The sequence below is a fragment of the Bradyrhizobium yuanmingense genome (genome assembly GCF_900094575.1).
Classification (GTDB): Bacteria; Pseudomonadota; Alphaproteobacteria; order Rhizobiales; family Xanthobacteraceae; genus Bradyrhizobium; species Bradyrhizobium yuanmingense.
Map to the genome: position 1 here is coordinate 273,252 of NZ_FMAE01000002.1, position 14,066 is coordinate 287,317.

Annotated in this window: 18 protein-coding genes; 6 read left to right on the plus strand and 12 right to left on the minus strand. The window is 64.8% G+C overall.

Features of this window, described 5'->3' with window-relative positions; translation table 11 throughout:
- Positions 1-6: 6 nt before the first annotated feature.
- The 6 genes from GA0061099_RS06335 to hisB all read right to left on the minus strand — a co-directional run bounded on the left by GA0061099_RS06335 (position 7) and on the right by hisB (position 3,775).
- Positions 7-330 (minus strand): phosphoribosyl-ATP diphosphatase, encoded by a 324-nt coding sequence (locus GA0061099_RS06335; protein ID WP_036003183.1) that lies wholly within the window; start codon positions 328-330, stop codon positions 7-9.
- A gap of 102 nt (positions 331-432) precedes the next feature.
- Entirely contained in the window at positions 433-1,206 is a 774-nt protein-coding gene (hisF, locus tag GA0061099_RS06340; RefSeq protein WP_018646048.1) for an imidazole glycerol phosphate synthase subunit HisF, read from the minus strand.
- A 4-nt stretch (positions 1,207-1,210) separates the two neighbouring features.
- Positions 1,211-1,951, minus strand: a complete 741-nt coding sequence (gene hisA / locus GA0061099_RS06345) for a 1-(5-phosphoribosyl)-5-[(5-phosphoribosylamino)methylideneamino]imidazole-4-carboxamide isomerase (protein ID WP_193375184.1) — start codon at positions 1,949-1,951, stop codon at positions 1,211-1,213.
- Positions 1,939-2,589, minus strand: a complete 651-nt coding sequence (gene hisH, locus GA0061099_RS06350; protein ID WP_036003163.1) for an imidazole glycerol phosphate synthase subunit HisH — start codon at positions 2,587-2,589, stop codon at positions 1,939-1,941. Before hisH ends, hisA begins: the two co-directional genes overlap by 13 nt.
- Positions 2,586-3,116 (minus strand): DUF2628 domain-containing protein, encoded by a 531-nt coding sequence (locus GA0061099_RS06355; protein ID WP_036024306.1) that lies wholly within the window; start codon positions 3,114-3,116, stop codon positions 2,586-2,588. Before GA0061099_RS06355 ends, hisH begins: the two co-directional genes overlap by 4 nt.
- 65 nt (positions 3,117-3,181) lie before the next feature.
- Positions 3,182-3,775, minus strand: coding sequence for an imidazoleglycerol-phosphate dehydratase HisB (gene hisB / locus GA0061099_RS06360; protein WP_036003156.1), 594 nt, complete (start codon positions 3,773-3,775; stop codon positions 3,182-3,184).
- 191 nt (positions 3,776-3,966) lie between these two features.
- On the opposite strand from hisB, the gene hslV reads away from it, so the two are divergent.
- The 5 genes from hslV (at position 3,967) to GA0061099_RS06385 (ending at position 8,321) form a co-directional block, all read left to right on the plus strand.
- The gene (gene hslV / locus GA0061099_RS06365) at positions 3,967-4,527 is read left to right on the plus strand and encodes an ATP-dependent protease subunit HslV (RefSeq protein ID WP_036003154.1); all 561 of its coding nucleotides are present in this window, start codon (positions 3,967-3,969) and stop codon (positions 4,525-4,527) included.
- A gap of 190 nt (positions 4,528-4,717) precedes the next feature.
- The gene (locus tag GA0061099_RS06370; protein ID WP_036024303.1) at positions 4,718-5,200 is read left to right on the plus strand and encodes a GNAT family N-acetyltransferase; all 483 of its coding nucleotides are present in this window, start codon (positions 4,718-4,720) and stop codon (positions 5,198-5,200) included.
- The gene (locus GA0061099_RS06375; RefSeq protein ID WP_036024301.1) at positions 5,197-5,814 is read left to right on the plus strand and encodes a DUF2585 domain-containing protein; all 618 of its coding nucleotides are present in this window, start codon (positions 5,197-5,199) and stop codon (positions 5,812-5,814) included. Before GA0061099_RS06370 ends, GA0061099_RS06375 begins: the two co-directional genes overlap by 4 nt.
- A gap of 49 nt (positions 5,815-5,863) precedes the next feature.
- Positions 5,864-7,168: an ATP-dependent protease ATPase subunit HslU gene (gene hslU, locus GA0061099_RS06380; RefSeq protein WP_036003145.1), complete on the plus strand. Its 1,305-nt coding sequence runs from the start codon at positions 5,864-5,866 to the stop codon at positions 7,166-7,168.
- Positions 7,169-7,196: 28 nt separating this feature from the next.
- Positions 7,197-8,321: a hypothetical protein gene (locus GA0061099_RS06385; protein WP_036024299.1), complete on the plus strand. Its 1,125-nt coding sequence runs from the start codon at positions 7,197-7,199 to the stop codon at positions 8,319-8,321.
- A gap of 69 nt (positions 8,322-8,390) precedes the next feature.
- Here the strand turns inward: GA0061099_RS06385 and GA0061099_RS06390 are convergent, their stop codons facing one another.
- From GA0061099_RS06390 to GA0061099_RS06400, 3 genes are read right to left on the minus strand one after another with little or no spacing between them, the layout of a single operon-like run.
- Positions 8,391-8,981 (minus strand): Smr/MutS family protein, encoded by a 591-nt coding sequence (locus GA0061099_RS06390; RefSeq protein WP_036003140.1) that lies wholly within the window; start codon positions 8,979-8,981, stop codon positions 8,391-8,393.
- Complete coding sequence (gene mltA, locus GA0061099_RS06395; RefSeq protein WP_036024296.1) at positions 8,978-10,513, minus strand: murein transglycosylase A; 1,536 nt, start codon at positions 10,511-10,513, stop codon at positions 8,978-8,980. The genes GA0061099_RS06390 and mltA overlap by 4 nt, the downstream gene beginning before the upstream one ends.
- Positions 10,491-11,198 carry a Tim44/TimA family putative adaptor protein gene (locus GA0061099_RS06400; protein WP_036003134.1) on the minus strand — a complete coding sequence of 236 codons (708 nt, stop codon included), beginning with the start codon at positions 11,196-11,198 and terminating at the stop codon, positions 10,491-10,493. Before GA0061099_RS06400 ends, mltA begins: the two co-directional genes overlap by 23 nt.
- 397 nt (positions 11,199-11,595) lie before the next feature.
- Between GA0061099_RS06400 and secB the strand changes: the two genes are divergently transcribed.
- Entirely contained in the window at positions 11,596-12,084 is a 489-nt protein-coding gene (gene secB / locus GA0061099_RS06405; RefSeq protein ID WP_036003132.1) for a protein-export chaperone SecB, read from the plus strand.
- Here secB and dnaQ read toward each other — a convergent pair.
- From dnaQ to GA0061099_RS06420, 3 genes are read right to left on the minus strand one after another with little or no spacing between them, the layout of a single operon-like run.
- Positions 12,075-12,797, minus strand: coding sequence for a DNA polymerase III subunit epsilon (dnaQ, locus tag GA0061099_RS06410; protein WP_036024295.1), 723 nt, complete (start codon positions 12,795-12,797; stop codon positions 12,075-12,077). The genes secB and dnaQ overlap by 10 nt on opposite strands.
- A gap of 29 nt (positions 12,798-12,826) precedes the next feature.
- Entirely contained in the window at positions 12,827-13,426 is a 600-nt protein-coding gene (gene coaE, locus GA0061099_RS06415; protein WP_036024292.1) for a dephospho-CoA kinase, read from the minus strand.
- 23 nt (positions 13,427-13,449) lie between these two features.
- Positions 13,450-14,058 carry a Maf family nucleotide pyrophosphatase gene (locus GA0061099_RS06420; protein ID WP_036024366.1) on the minus strand — a complete coding sequence of 203 codons (609 nt, stop codon included), beginning with the start codon at positions 14,056-14,058 and terminating at the stop codon, positions 13,450-13,452.
- Positions 14,059-14,066 lie beyond the last annotated feature (8 nt).

Sequence of the window (14,066 nt, forward strand, 5' to 3'; positions counted from 1 at the left end):
CCTTGCCTAGCCGCCCTTGCGCGACGCCTTCTCTTCCAGCCCCGACATCGAGGTCCGCTTGTCCAGCGCGGCCTCGACCTCTTCCAGCTTTATGCCGCGCGCCTTCAGCAGCACAAGGAAATGATAGAGTAGGTCGGCACTTTCAGCGATCAGATGCGCGCGATCGTTTTCGACTGCAGCGATTACGGTTTCGACTGCTTCCTCGCCGAACTTCTTGGCGCAATGCTCGGGGCCTTTGTCGAGCAGCTTGCGGGTATAGGATGCTTCGCCGCCGGACGCTGCGCGGACGTCGATGGTTTCGGCCAGATCATGGATCGTGAAACGCGGCATCGGACTCACTCGGAAACACGCTTGAAAGCAAGCTTGGCAACAGATTTGGCCACGGCGGCCATCCCCGTCCGCCAATGTTAGCATCGTTACGAACCGGAGTCGTCAGGCATCCAGGCGCATCGGCAGCCCACGCCGCGCCATGTGCTCCTTGGCCTCACGAATGGTGAATTCCCCGAAATGGAAGATCGAAGCCGCGAGCACCGCGGTGGCGTGCCCGTCGCGGATACCGTCGACGAGATGGTCGAGATTGCCGACGCCGCCCGAGGCGATCACGGGGACGGGAACGCTGTCGGCGATCGCGCGGGTCAGCGGAATATCGAATCCCTGCCTTGTGCCGTCGCGGTCCATCGAGGTGAGCAGGATTTCACCGGCGCCGAGCGAAACCACCTCCTGCGCGTATTCGATCGCGTCGATGCCGGTCGAGTTGCGCCCGCCATGGGTAAAGATCTCCCAGCGGTCGCCGCCCGGACGCTTGACGCGCTTGGCATCGATCGCGACCACCACGCACTGCTCGCCGAATTTTTCAGCGGCTTCCTTGACGAATTCGCGCCGCGACACCGCGGCGCTGTTGATCGAGACCTTGTCGGCGCCGGCGCGCAGCAGCGTCTTGATGTCGTTGACCTCGCGCACGCCGCCGCCGACGGTCACAGGCATGAAGCAGGCTTCCGCCGTGCGCCGGACCACGTCCAGCATGATGCCGCGGTTCTCGTGGGTCGCGGTGATGTCGAGGAAGGTGAGCTCGTCGGCGCCGGCGGCGTCATAGGCGATGGCGGCTTCGACGGGATCGCCGGCATCCCTGAGATCGACGAAGTTGACGCCCTTGACGACGCGGCCGTCCTTGACGTCGAGGCAGGGGATCACGCGCACCTTGAACATGGGGTCAGCTCCTGCGCGCGTCGCGGATCAAGGTGAGGGCGGCGGCGGGATCGAGCCGGCCGTCATAGAGCGCGCGGCCGGCAATCGCGCCGGCGAGCTTCTTCGCGCGCAGCATGGCTTTCACGTCCTCGATCGAGGCGAGGCCGCCGGAGGCGATCACGGGAATCGAAATGGCATCGGCCAGCGCGATGGTCGCCTCTAAGTTCAAGCCCTTGAGCAAGCCGTCTCGCGCGATGTCGGTGAAGATGATGGCGGCAACGCCGGCATCCTCGAAGCGCTTGGCGATCTCGAGCACCGTGACCTGCGACGTCTCGGCCCAGCCCTCGACCGCGACCTTGCCGTCGCGCGCGTCGAGCCCGACCGCGACGCGGCCGGGGAATGTCTTCGCGGCGGACTTCACCAGCTCGGGATCGCGCACCGCGGCGGTGCCGATGATGACGCGGGTGATGCCCTTGTCGAGCCAGGCTTCGACGGTCGCGAGATCGCGAATGCCGCCGCCGAGCTGCACCGGAATCTTGATCGTCTTCAGCATCGCCTCGACGGCGTCAGCATTCACAGGCTTGCCGGCGAAGGCGCCGTCGAGGTCGACGACGTGGAGATATTCAAAGCCCTGCGCGGCAAAGCTCTGCGCCTGTGCGGCCGGATTGAGATTGAACACGGTCGCGCGCGCCATGTCGCCTTGCTCGAGGCGCACGCACTGGCCGTTCTTGAGGTCGATCGCGGGAAAGAGAATCACGGTTTCCATCGCAAGAAATTCGAGATCAGGGCCAGCCCGAAGCGCTGGCTCTTCTCGGGGTGGAATTGCGTGCCGATGGCGGTGTCCTTGCCGACGATCGCGGTGACGGGCCCCCCGTAATCGGCGCGCGCAAGCACGTCCGCCTCGCTGGCGGCGTTGAGATGGTAGGAGTGCACGAAATAAGCGTGCTGGCCCTTGGGACCGAGCGGCAGCTTGTTCAGCACCGGATGCTCCTGCAGCAGGTCCAGCGTATTCCAGCCCATGTGCGGGATCTTCAGGCTTTCATCGCGCGGCGTGATCTTCTCGACGTCGCCGCCGATCCAGTTCAAGCCCTCGGTGACGACGTGTTCCTTGCCGCGGCTCGCCATCAGCTGCATGCCGACGCAGATGCCGAAGAACGGCCGCGCCTTGACGCGCACCGCTTCGGTGATGGCCTCGACCATGCCGTTGACGGCGTCCAGCCCGCGCCGGCAATCGGCGAAGGCACCGACACCCGGCAGCACCAGGCGATCGGCCTCGTAAGCCTGGTCCGGATCGCTGGTAACAAAGACCTTTTGCGGGCTCTCCAGGCTGCGCGCGGCGCGCTCGAAGGCTTTCGCGGCGGAATGCAGGTTGCCGGAACCGTAATCGATGATGGCGACGCTCATCTTGACCCTCCCGGTTCTGGAAACAACCCAATGATGCCGCCGGCCGGAATCGGCGGCGGGTTCGAGAATGGCTGACCCGGCACATTGCGGGTCGGCGGCGGGCCGCCGCGGTCGACGGCCCATTGATCGCCAGCGCTACCGTTCTGCTTCTGGCTCCAGCGCTCGAAGAAGCGGCGCTCCGCAGTATCGCTGTCGTCGGCGACGACGATGTCGAGCTGCCGCCACTTGCCGCGCGACAAGGTCCAGCGGCGCAGGCTCGAGGCTTCGAGGCCCATCAGCAGCGCGACGATGCAATCGGCGAAAAAGATAGAGGAGCGCCCGACGCCGAGACTCGACAGCCCCGCGTTGAACGCAACCAGGAAGATCAGATAGCCGATCAGCGCCAGCCACAGCCGATTCCACAGCAGCCAGAACGGACCGAAGATCATCGCCCAGAAATGGAAGCCGTCGCGCACGAACACGAACTTGTCGGACGCGCGCGGATCGGCTCCTGCGGGTGAGGGAGCGTGAACTGTGTAGACAGGCATGGGTGATGCCCCGTTCTCGAAAATCAGTGATGCCGCCAGCAGCCTTCGCCGCAAGACGGAAGATGTCAGCCGCCGAGCGAGCCCTTGGTGGAGGGGATCTCGCCCGCCGCCTTCGGATCGATCGCCACGGCCGCGCGGAGCGCCCGCGCCAGACCCTTGAAGCAGGACTCGGCGATATGATGGCTGTTATCGCCATATAGGGTCTCGACGTGGAGAGTCACGCCGGCGTTGATGGCAAAAGCCTGGAACCACTCGCGCACCAGCTCGGTGTCGAACTCGCCGATCTTGTGCCGGGGGAAGTCGGCCTTGAACACCAGGAACGGGCGGCCCGAGATGTCGATCACCACGCGCGTCAGCGTCTCGTCCATGGGCATGTGCACGCCGGCATAGCGGGTGATACCCGCCATGTTGCCGAGTGCCTGCTTGACCGCCTGGCCAAGCGCAATGCCGGTGTCTTCGGTGGTATGGTGATAATCAATGTGCAGGTCGCCCACCGCCTTGACCGTGAGGTCGATGCGGGAATGGCGGGCGAGAAGATCGAGCATATGGTCGAAAAAGCCGATGCCGGTCGCGATATTGGCCACGCCGGTGCCATCGAGGTTCACGGAGACCTCGATGTCGGTTTCCTTGGTCTTGCGCTTGATCGTCGCGGTGCGCATTGAAAGCTGGCTTTCATCCTAGCTAGGGAGCCGAAAACGCCAGTCTCTTAACAGCCAAATGACACCTTCGCTACTGCGGGAACGGCCGGCCGGACCTCTACTTCTGCCTATGGTGAGCGAAATTCGGCCCGGAACGGCCCGTTGTGCCCTTGGTCTCGACCGCCTAAATCAGGCCGGACAGTGAGGTATTCATGCAGGACTCCCAGAACAGCTCGCCGGGCTGGCACGGCACCACGATTCTAACGGTCCGCAAGGGCGGCAAGGTGGTGGTCGGCGGCGACGGCCAGGTCTCGATCGGCCAGACCGTGATCAAGTCCAATGCCAAGAAGGTCCGCAAGCTCGGCAAGGGCGACGTCATCGGCGGCTTTGCCGGCGCCACGGCTGACGCCTTCACGCTGTTCGAGCGGCTCGAATCCAAGCTCGAGCAATATCCGGGGCAGCTGACCCGGGCGGCGGTGGAGCTCGCCAAGGACTGGCGCACCGACCGCTATCTTCGGCGGCTGGAGGCCATGATGATCGTGGCTGACAGGGACGTCTCCCTCGTGCTGACAGGCACCGGCGACGTGCTCGAACCCGAGGCCGGCGTGATGGCGATCGGCTCCGGCGGCAATTACGCGCTGGCGGCGGCCCGGGCCCTGCTCGACACCGACAAGGACGCCGAGACCATCGTCCGCCGCTCCCTGGACATCGCCGCGGACATCTGCGTCTACACCAACCGGAATCTGACGATCGAGAGCCTGGCTACGGGGTAGGGCGGAGGGGTCATTTGTCCGAGTGCCTCTCCGCACGGTCGGTGCAACCTCTCCCGCTTGCGGGGGAGGTCGGCGCGAAGCGCCGGGTGGGGGCTCTTCCCTCTGGGGGATTGTCCCATTGCGGAAACACCCTCTCCCCAACCCTCTCCCGCAAGCGGGAGAGGGAGAGCAGCACCGCTGTGGACGCTAGATGACGCAAAGCTACGCCTTCCGTCCCATGACCGCGGCCGACATGCCGCTGATCCGGCGCTGGCTCGCCGCACCGCATGTTGCCGAATGGTGGCATGATCCGGAGACGCTTGAATTCGTCGGCGGCGACCTCGATCATCCTGACCTGGCGCAGTTCATCGTCAGCCTTGACGGCCGGCCTTCCGCCTACCTGCAGTGCTACCGGCTCGGCGATTGGCATATCAGCTTCGGCCCGCAGCCCGTGGGCACTCGCGGCCTCGATCAGTTCATCGGCGAGGCCGACATGCTCGGATGCGGCCACGGCTCCGCTTTCATCCGCGCCTTCATCGACCAGCTCTTCGCGCGCGGTGTGCCGCGCATCGTGATAGACCCGAGTCCTTCCAATGCGCGCGCGATTCGTGCCTATGAGAAAGCTGGCTTCGTGCCGCAGCACGAGATCGTCACGCCCGATGGTCCCGCACTCCTGATGATCCGAGACCCATGACGCTCGCCGCAAGCCCCGCCGCCAAGACCACATTCCCGCCGCTCGCCTGGGCCGGCATCGCGCTGTTGCTGCTGGCGCTGCAGGCCGCGATCCTGCTGGCGATGGGGCGGGTGCCGATCTGCGCCTGCGGCACCATCAAGCTGTGGCACGGCGTGGTGAACAGCTCGGAGAATTCTCAGCAGATTGCAGACTGGTACACGTTCTCACACGTCCTGCACGGCTTCCTGTTCTACGGCCTGACCTGGCTGCTGTTCGCGCGGTTTCCCTTGCTGTCTCTCTCCTGGCCCGCACGGCTGATCATCGCCATCCTGATCGAAGGCGCCTGGGAGATCGTCGAGAACTCGCCCTTCATCATCGAGCGCTACCGCGCCGGCACGATCTCGCTGGATTATTACGGCGACAGCATCCTCAATTCGGTCTCGGACAATCTGGCCATGATCTTGGGGTTCCTGGCCGCACGCGCGCTGCCTGTCACCACGACCGTGCTGCTGGGCATCGCCTTCGAGATCGTGCTGGCGCTCCACATTCGCGACAATCTGACGCTCAATATCCTGATGCTGATCCATCCGATCGAGGCCGTGAAGCAATGGCAATCCGGCCCGCCGATCATCTGAGCCAAAATGCGGCTTGTCCTTGGCCGTCTCCCGCCCTAGCTAATCAGACATGACAGACTTCTCCCCCCGCGAAATCGTTTCCGAACTCGACCGTTTCATCGTCGGCCAGGGCGACGCCAAGCGCGCCGTATCGATCGCGCTGCGCAACCGCTGGCGCCGGCAGCAGCTCACCGGCTCCTTGCGCGAGGAGGTGCTGCCGAAGAACATCCTGATGATCGGCCCCACCGGCGTCGGCAAGACGGAAATCGCGCGGCGGCTCGCCAAGCTCGCGAATGCGCCGTTCCTGAAGGTCGAAGCGACCAAGTTCACCGAGGTCGGCTATGTCGGCCGCGACGTCGAGCAGATCATCCGCGATCTCGTCGAGGTCGCAATCGCGCAGGTGCGCGAGCGAAAGCGCAAGGACGTGCAGGCGCGCGCCCAGCTTGCCGCCGAGGAGCGCGTGCTGGATGCGCTGGTCGGCGCCAATGCGAGCTCGGCGACACGGGAATCCTTCCGCAAGAAACTGCGCGCCGGCGAACTGAACGACAAGGAAATCGAGATCGAGACGCAGTCGTCGGGCGGCGGCATGCCGATGTTCGAGATCCCGGGCATGCCGGGCGCTCAGATGGGCGCGATCTCGCTCGGCGACATCTTCGGCAAGCTCGGCGGCCGCAGCAAGACGCGCCGGCTGACGGTAGAGAGCTCGCACGAGATCCTCGTCAACGAGGAATCCGACAAGCTCTTGGACACCGAGCAGCTGACGCTGGAGGCGATCAGCGCGGTCGAGAACAACGGCATCGTGTTCCTCGACGAGATCGACAAGATCTGCGCCCGCGACGGCCGCGTCGGCGGCGACGTCTCGCGCGAGGGCGTCCAGCGCGATCTCCTGCCGCTGATCGAGGGCACCACGGTCTCGACCAAGCACGGCGCGGTCAAGACCGATCACATCCTCTTCATCGCCTCCGGCGCCTTCCATGTCGCCAAGCCGTCGGACCTCTTGCCGGAATTGCAGGGCCGCCTGCCGATCCGGGTCGAATTGCAGGCGCTGACCCGCGACGACATGCGCCGCATCCTGACCGAGCCCGAGGCCTCGCTGATCAAGCAATATGTGGCCCTGATGCAGACCGAAGGCGTGACACTCGACATCACCGACAGCGCCATCGATGCGCTGGCCGACATTGCGGTTGCCGTCAACTCAACGGTCGAGAACATCGGCGCCCGGCGGCTGCAGACGGTGATGGAGCGGGTGCTGGACGAGATCTCCTTCACCGCCCCCGACCGCAACGGCGAGACCGTCCGGCTCGATGCGGATTACGTGCAAAAGCACATCGGCGACCTCGCCAAGAATGCGGATCTGAGCCGCTTCATTTTGTGATTCGGAGCGGTCACGCTATTGATGCGGCGTGACCGTACGCATCCTGCAAAATCCCTGGCGGCTCCTGCTCGCGATCAACGCGGCGGTCATCGTCGGCGTGCTCATTCACAAGATCCAGCTGCCGCCTTACGTCCCCTACATCCATCTCCTGGTCGACTATCATTTCGGCTTCATCAAGCGCGCGCTGATCGGGGCAATCGTCGCGCTGTTCACCGACAAGGTGCCGGTATGGCCAGTGTTCGCGCTCGGCGGGGCGACGTGGCTGGCAACGCTGGGCCTCTATGCCAGGCTGTTCCAGAAGACGTTCGGTTTTTCCGCGAGAACGCTGCCGCTGTTCGTCTTCACCGCGGGCTCGCCGTTCTTCCTCAAGAACTTCATGCACACGCTCGGCCATTTCGACATCTATGGCTGCGCGCTGGCGATCATCCTGCTGCTGATGCCGGCGGGCTCGCTGGTCTTCGTGGCGACGGCTGCGCTGTTCTCGATCGTTCTCGTGCTGATCCATCACATTCATCTCTTGATGTACGTGCCGACGATCATCACCATCGTCGTGATCCGGCATTACCTTGCTTACGGTTGTGACCGCAGCAATGTTGTCTTCGGCGGGGTCGCTCTCGCCATTGTCTCCGCGCTGTTCTTCGCCGCGCAGTTTCTGGGAACGATGCCGGTCCCCGAAGCGGACTTCGTCGCCTATCTCAAAAGCCGGATGGCCGATCCTGCGCGCATCGACCTCTTGCAATTCGCCTACATCTGGTACCAGCCGCTGGCGAAGGAGGTTGCCGACACCTGGGGCCGCCTGCCGCACAACATCCTCGGCGTGCCCGTGTTCGCAGCTCTGATCTGGCTGCACGCGCCGCTGTGGCGCTTCTTTGCCAGCCTGATCGGCGCGCTCGCCAGCGATCTGCACAAGCGGCTCGTCATCGCAGCACTGGTCGGCATCAGTGTCGCCTATCTCGTGATGTTCGCGATGGTGTTCGACTATTCACGCTGGATCTCGAACTGGGCGGTCTGCATGTTCCTGATCCTTCACGCGGTGAAGATGCTTCCGGCCGCACGGGAGACAGCGCTGATCCCGGCGGAGGATCGGAAGACAAATATCTTCGGTTTGATCCTCACGCTGATCCCGCGCGTCGGAATCATCCGGCCGTTTTAGCGCTCTGCTTAGGCGGCATCGGAGGTGCGCTCCCTCTCCCGCAAGCTTTGTGGGAGAGATGTAGTGCCATTACCCTCTCGCCCGCCTGATCCGCACATACAGCGCCCCCTCGCCGCCGTGGCCGATCGCGGCTTCCTCGAAGCCGACCACGAAGGCGCGGAATTCCGGCAGGCTGAGCCATTCCGGCACTTGGCGGCGGAGCACGCCGCTTTCGCCGCCACTGCGTCCCTTGCCGGTGATGACGAGCACGAAGGTGAGGCCGTCCTGATGGGCGCGGTGCAGGAAGCCGGCCAGCGCGCGATGGGCGCGCATCTGGGTCATGCCGTGCAGATCGAGCCGTGCCTCGATCTCGCTGCGGCCGCGCGACAGCTTGGTTCGCTCGCGCTTGCCGAGCGGCGCTAGCGGCGGAATCGACGGCTTTGCAGCGCGCGGCGCCGGTGCAGCGGCAACCGGCCTTGACGGTGGCGAAGTCCTCGTCACCTGGGACCCGGGCGAAGATTCGGCGCGCGGGGTAGCATGCGCCTTGGCCGCGCGATGCTTCCGCAGCGGCTTGACATGCTTTGCGACGAGATCCCACAGCTCGCGCTCCTCCTCGCTCAGCGCGCGACGGCGCGGCGAGGGGCGAGGCTCCAGCACGGGCGGACGGGACGGCCGTTTCATTGCGGGCGATGAGGACGATTCTTTGCCGGACGGCGCGGCTCAGGGGCAGGCTCGATCGCGGGACGCGGCACCGGCAGCGGAACCGGGCCGGCGACGGCGACTGTTTCGGTCTTGCCTTGCGCCGCCGCGGCGACGGGCGTGCCGGTCTTTGCCGGATCGGTCTGCGGAAACAGCTTTGCGATCTTCTCGGCGGGCCTTGGGTCCGGGATCGGCAGCTTCGCGGCGCGCGGGGCCGGATCGAGGCTCTTCGGCACCAGCATCACGAATTGCATGGGGTGGCGCAGCCGGCCGGAGACACGGCCGGCATCCGCGCCGGCGCCGAAAAACAGATCAGCCCGTGCGGGCCCGATGATGGCAGAGCCGGTGTCCTGCGCGATCATCAGCCGGCGGAACGGCGTCTTGGCGCGTTCTGACTCGATCGGAAGCTCGCCCTCGATGAAGAACGGCGTGCCGTAGACATGCAGCGATTTGTCGACGGCGATGGAGCGCCCCGCGGTCAAGGGAATGCCTTGCGCGCCGACTGCCTCCTCCTTGTCGGAGAGGTTGACCTCGCGGAAGAAGATGTAGGCGCGGTTCGCGCGGCGCAGCTCCTTGGCGCCGTCGGGGTTCTGCGCCATCCACTCCCTGATCTTCTGCATCGACATCTCCTCTCTCGGGATGATGCCGCGCTCGATCAGGATGCGACCGACCGCCGTGTAGGGATAGCCGTTATAGGCGTCGTAATTGAGTCGAACCGAGCTGCCGTCGTCGAACTTGATGCGGGCCGAGCCCTGGATCTGCGCGAACAACAGATCGGTCGGATCCTTCAGCCAGGCGATCTCGAGCCCCCGGCCGGCGATCTTGCCGTCCTCGATCTCGCCGCGGTCGTAATAGGGCACCAGCTTGCGGCGGCCGATCTTGCGATAGACCGGGCCCTTGTTGGGCAGGCTGAGCGCATCCTGCTTGTAGCCGCGCACGAATAGATTCGAGGGACGGCGATAGACCGGCACGTTGTAGACGTCGGTCTGCGTTCGCGATCCCTCCAGCACCGGCTCGTAATAGCCGGTGACGAAGCCTTCGGGCTCGCCGAGCCGCGAGATCCGCAGCGGCGTGAAATTCTCCTCGAAGAAGGTCTTCGCTTTGCCGTCGTCGGCGAGATCCAGCGTCTTGGCGACACGGCAGGGCTCACCCAGCGATGTGCCCAAAGCTTTGGGCTCGGCCTTGGCTTCGCCGTTCTGCGCATTGATCGGCTTGCAGCTGGCGCGAAAGGTCTTGTACGCGGCGAGATGATTGTCGTCGCCCCACCCCTTCACGTCCGCCCAGGCCAGCGGCAGATATTGCGCGCCGGGAATTTCGAAGGGCAGGGTGAGCTGCGGATAGGGCAAGGCTCGTGGCGGAGCGGCAGGCGTTCGCGGCAGATGGTGGTGGTGGCTGCGATGGTGACGCCGCGCCGCCTCGGCGCCGAGCGAAAACGACGACAGCGCGACGGCAGCTGCGCAAAGCGCCGTCGCGCCGTTCTTCAGGAAGATATTAATTCGCGCTTCCGGTGCCAACCAGCTTCCAGTTCGGATCGCGAGAGGAGGTGTCGCGGGCGAAAGTCCAGATATCGGTGATATCGGCGACGGTGTCGGCGCTGCCGTCGACGATGTTGCCGGCCTTGTCGCGGGTGGCCGAGATCATCTGCGAGACGAAGCGCACGGTGAGCTGCGCACTGCGATCGCGCAACTCGGCGCCGACGAGCTCGGCCTTGTCGATCGACACGAAGCGCGTCTCGGTCTTCTGCTCGTTCTTCTCGCGTTCCTTGATTGCAGCGTCGAAGCTTTCATAGACGTCCGACGACAACAGATCGCGCAGCGCGCGGCGGTCGCCATTGGCAAAAGCCAGCACGATCATCTCGTAGGCGCCGCGCGCGCCCGAGAGGAAATGGCGCGGGTCGAAGCTGGAATCCTTCTCGACGATGGCATCGAGACCCTGCGCCAGCGGCGTGCCCGGCTCGGTCAGCCCCTTCCAGCGATCGGACGGCGCGGTCGGCTCGGCCGTCGGCGCCAGCGGGGCCTGGTCGATCACCTTCCCCGGCATGGTCACGACGTTGTTGTCCTGGGCGCCTCCGAGCGCGTTGCGGGCGGCGGTGCGATCGAACGGCGGCCGCTCGTTGCCGGTGCGCTGCCCCAGCACGCTACGCAGCCGCAAGAAGATGAAGACGGCCAGCGCCAGGAATATGATGGTGTAGATGTCCACGTCGTATTCGCTTTCTGGTCTTTGCAGGGCTCGTTGCCGGGAAAATCAATCCGGCCAGTAGACCGTTCCTTACGGAAACGGCAAGTCTACATCACCATTTTGGGTCCACGTCAGGTCCGTGGGATGTAGGCACGAAATCTGGCCCGGCCAATGGCGCCTTTTGGCACAGCGCCAAGTGTAGCGCGTTTTATGCTTAAGGGGAAACCCGATCCTGCCTGGAAATGGCGCATCTTCAATCGTTTAAGGCGAAATTTCGCGGAAAAGGCAGGAGGAACGTCAAAGCCGCGATTGCGGCCCGAATTCCCGGTCCGGGACCGTTCGTCCTTGTGGAACGAGCCGGCCCTATGTTAGCCAACCGCCGCGAAATTCAGCCCCAATCGGGTAAGGAGACACTTTCATGACCAACGGTAACGGTACCCCTCCCGAGGCGGCCCAGGCTCCCCAGCTCAACGTGCTGGCGCAATACACCAAGGACCTCTCGTTCGAAAATCCCAACGCGCCGAGCTCGCTGCAGCCACAGAGCCAGCCGCCGCAGATCAACATCCAGATCAACGTCAACGCCAACAATCTCAGTGAACAGGAATTCGAGGTGACGTTGTCGGTCGAGGGCAAGGCCGAGACCGCCGGTAAAGTGATGTTCTCGTTCGAGCTCGCCTATGCCGGCGTGTTCCGGATCGTCAACGTGCCCAAGGAGAACCTGCACCCGCTGGTCATGATCGAGTGCCCGCGCCTGCTGTTCCCGTTCGCACGCGAGATTATTGCGACGGCGGTGCGCGATGGCGGGTTCCCGCCGCTGATGCTGGATCCGGTCGACTTCGTCGGTCTCTACCGCCAGAACATGGAGCGGCAAATGGCCGCTCAGGGCGGACAGGCCGGTCAGGCCTGAGCCGCCGCCAGCGCGACTGGAGCGGGCAGGTACTCGTTCCAGATCGCCTTGTCGCCGAGCGTTGCGATGAAGGCCCGATGAGCCTCGCGCTCGGCTTCGGAAATCCGCGGCGCGAGCGGCACCGGGCGTTGCCGCCGCGGCGCGTCGCCGGCGCTATTGACCCTGATCTCCTCGGCGTCCGAGGCCAGCAGCAGCTGCGACTGCCGCGCTCCGACCAGATCGACATAGACCTCGGCGAGCAGCTCGGCGTCCAGCAGCGCGCCGTGCTTGGTACGGTGTGAATTGTCGATCGAATAGCGCGAGCAGAGATCGTCGAGCCGGTTGGACACGCCGGGATGCTTGCGACGCGCCAGCAGCAGCGTATCGACCAGGCGCTCGCGCGGGATCGCGGCGCGCTTGATGCGGTCGAGCTCGGCGTTGATGAAGCCGATGTCGAACGAGGCGTTGTGGATCACCAGCGGGGCGTCGCCGATGAACGCCAGAAAGTCGTCGGCGACCTCGTGAAACAACGGCTTGGTCGCCAGGAATTCGGACGACAATCCGTGTACCGCGAACGCTTCCGCCGGCATGTCCCGCTCGGGGTTGATGTAGACGTGATACGTCTGTCCGGTCGGCATGCGGTTGAAGATCTCGACGCAGCCGATCTCGACCAACCGATCGCCGCGCAGCGGATCGAGGCCGGTGGTTTCGGTGTCGAGGACGATTTCGCGCATGTCTCTTGGAAGCCGTGTGAGGCGGCGAATCAGGTCCGCCGCTGCGGCATCTTAACGACCTCGGCCAGGATGTGCGCGATTTGGGCCCGCACGGGGTCAAGTCCGTGTGAGGTATCCACCACGAAATCGGCCCGCTTGCGCTTCTCGGCATCCGGCATCTGCTTGGCGATGATGGCATCGAGCTTGGCCTCGTCCATCGTGCCGCGCGCCAGCACCCGCTGGCGCTGCAGCTCGGGCGAGGTCGAGACCACGACCACGGCATCGACCCGCTTCTCGCCGCCGGTCTCGAACAGCAGCGGGATGTCCAGCACCACGACCGGCGCCTTGGCGGCCTCGGCGTCGGCAAAGAATTTCTGCCGGGACGCGCCGAGCATGGGATGAACGATCTGCTCGAGCTGCTTGATCGCGGCGGGATCGTGCACGACACGCGCCGACAGCTTTTGCCGGTCGACCTTGCCATTCGCGGTGGTGCCGGGGAAGGCGGCCTCGATCGCGGGAGCGGCCTCGCCCTCATAGAGCTGATGCACGGCGGCATCGGCGTCGTAGACGGGGACGCCGGCCTCCGCGAACAATGTCGCGGTGGTGGATTTGCCCATCCCGATCGAGCCGGTCAGTCCGAGAATTCGCATCAGCACCCAGCCTTCTCTCGCATCTACACCGCAATTAGCTGCTCGCTGCGCAGATACGCAAGCAGCGGCAGCAGCGGCAGGCCGAGAATGGTGAAATGGTCGCCCTCGATGCGCTCGAACAGATGGATGCCGAGGCCCTCGAGCTGATAGGCGCCGACGCTTCTGGTCACAGCGTCGCCCGCGGCGTCGAGATAGGCCGAAAGATCGGCTTCGCTCATTCCCCGCATGGTCATGCGCGCCACGGAAACGTCCTCGAAGAGAATCCTGCCATCCTGCGCCACGGCGACGGCGGAATTCAGCTCGTGCGTCTGACCGGCGAGATCGCGCAATTGCGCCAGCGCCTGGGTGCGGCCTGCCGGCTTATTGAAGAGACGGCTCCCGAGCGCCAGCGTCTGGTCGGCGCCGATCACATAATGTCCGGGATAGCAGGCAGAAACAGCCTTGGCCTTTTCGCGGGCCAACAGCAGGGCGATCTCGCGCGGGTTGGAGAGCTTTGACGCGGCCTGGATGCCACGCTCGTCGATATCAGCGGTGACGGCTTCGAATTCGAGCCCGGCATTGGCCAGCAGCATTTTGCGCGCGCTGCTTTGCGAGGCCAGGATCAACGGACTTTTGCCGCGCCACAGACTCATCGGCGACA

Coding starts and splice junctions, on each gene's coding strand:
- GA0061099_RS06420 (WP_036024366.1), bottom strand. CDS start 14,058: ATGAGTCTGTGGCGCGGCAAAAGTCCGTTGATCCTGGCCTCGCAAAGC.
- hisH (WP_036003163.1), bottom strand. CDS start 2,589: ATGAGCGTCGCCATCATCGATTACGGTTCCGGCAACCTGCATTCCGCC.
- GA0061099_RS06390 (WP_036003140.1), bottom strand. CDS start 8,981: ATGAAACGGCCGTCCCGTCCGCCCGTGCTGGAGCCTCGCCCCTCGCCG.
- dnaQ (WP_036024295.1), bottom strand. CDS start 12,797: ATGCGCGAAATCGTCCTCGACACCGAAACCACCGGCCTCGATCCGCTG.
- hslU (WP_036003145.1), top strand. CDS start 5,864: ATGACAGACTTCTCCCCCCGCGAAATCGTTTCCGAACTCGACCGTTTC.
- GA0061099_RS06335 (WP_036003183.1), bottom strand. CDS start 330: ATGCCGCGTTTCACGATCCATGATCTGGCCGAAACCATCGACGTCCGC.
- hslV (WP_036003154.1), top strand. CDS start 3,967: ATGCAGGACTCCCAGAACAGCTCGCCGGGCTGGCACGGCACCACGATT.
- hisB (WP_036003156.1), bottom strand. CDS start 3,775: ATGCGCACCGCGACGATCAAGCGCAAGACCAAGGAAACCGACATCGAG.
- hisF (WP_018646048.1), bottom strand. CDS start 1,206: ATGTTCAAGGTGCGCGTGATCCCCTGCCTCGACGTCAAGGACGGCCGC.
- GA0061099_RS06355 (WP_036024306.1), bottom strand. CDS start 3,116: ATGCCTGTCTACACAGTTCACGCTCCCTCACCCGCAGGAGCCGATCCG.
- hisA (WP_193375184.1), bottom strand. CDS start 1,951: ATGGAAACCGTGATTCTCTTTCCCGCGATCGACCTCAAGAACGGCCAG.
- coaE (WP_036024292.1), bottom strand. CDS start 13,426: ATGCGAATTCTCGGACTGACCGGCTCGATCGGGATGGGCAAATCCACC.
- GA0061099_RS06375 (WP_036024301.1), top strand. CDS start 5,197: ATGACGCTCGCCGCAAGCCCCGCCGCCAAGACCACATTCCCGCCGCTC.
- secB (WP_036003132.1), top strand. CDS start 11,596: ATGACCAACGGTAACGGTACCCCTCCCGAGGCGGCCCAGGCTCCCCAG.
- GA0061099_RS06370 (WP_036024303.1), top strand. CDS start 4,718: ATGACGCAAAGCTACGCCTTCCGTCCCATGACCGCGGCCGACATGCCG.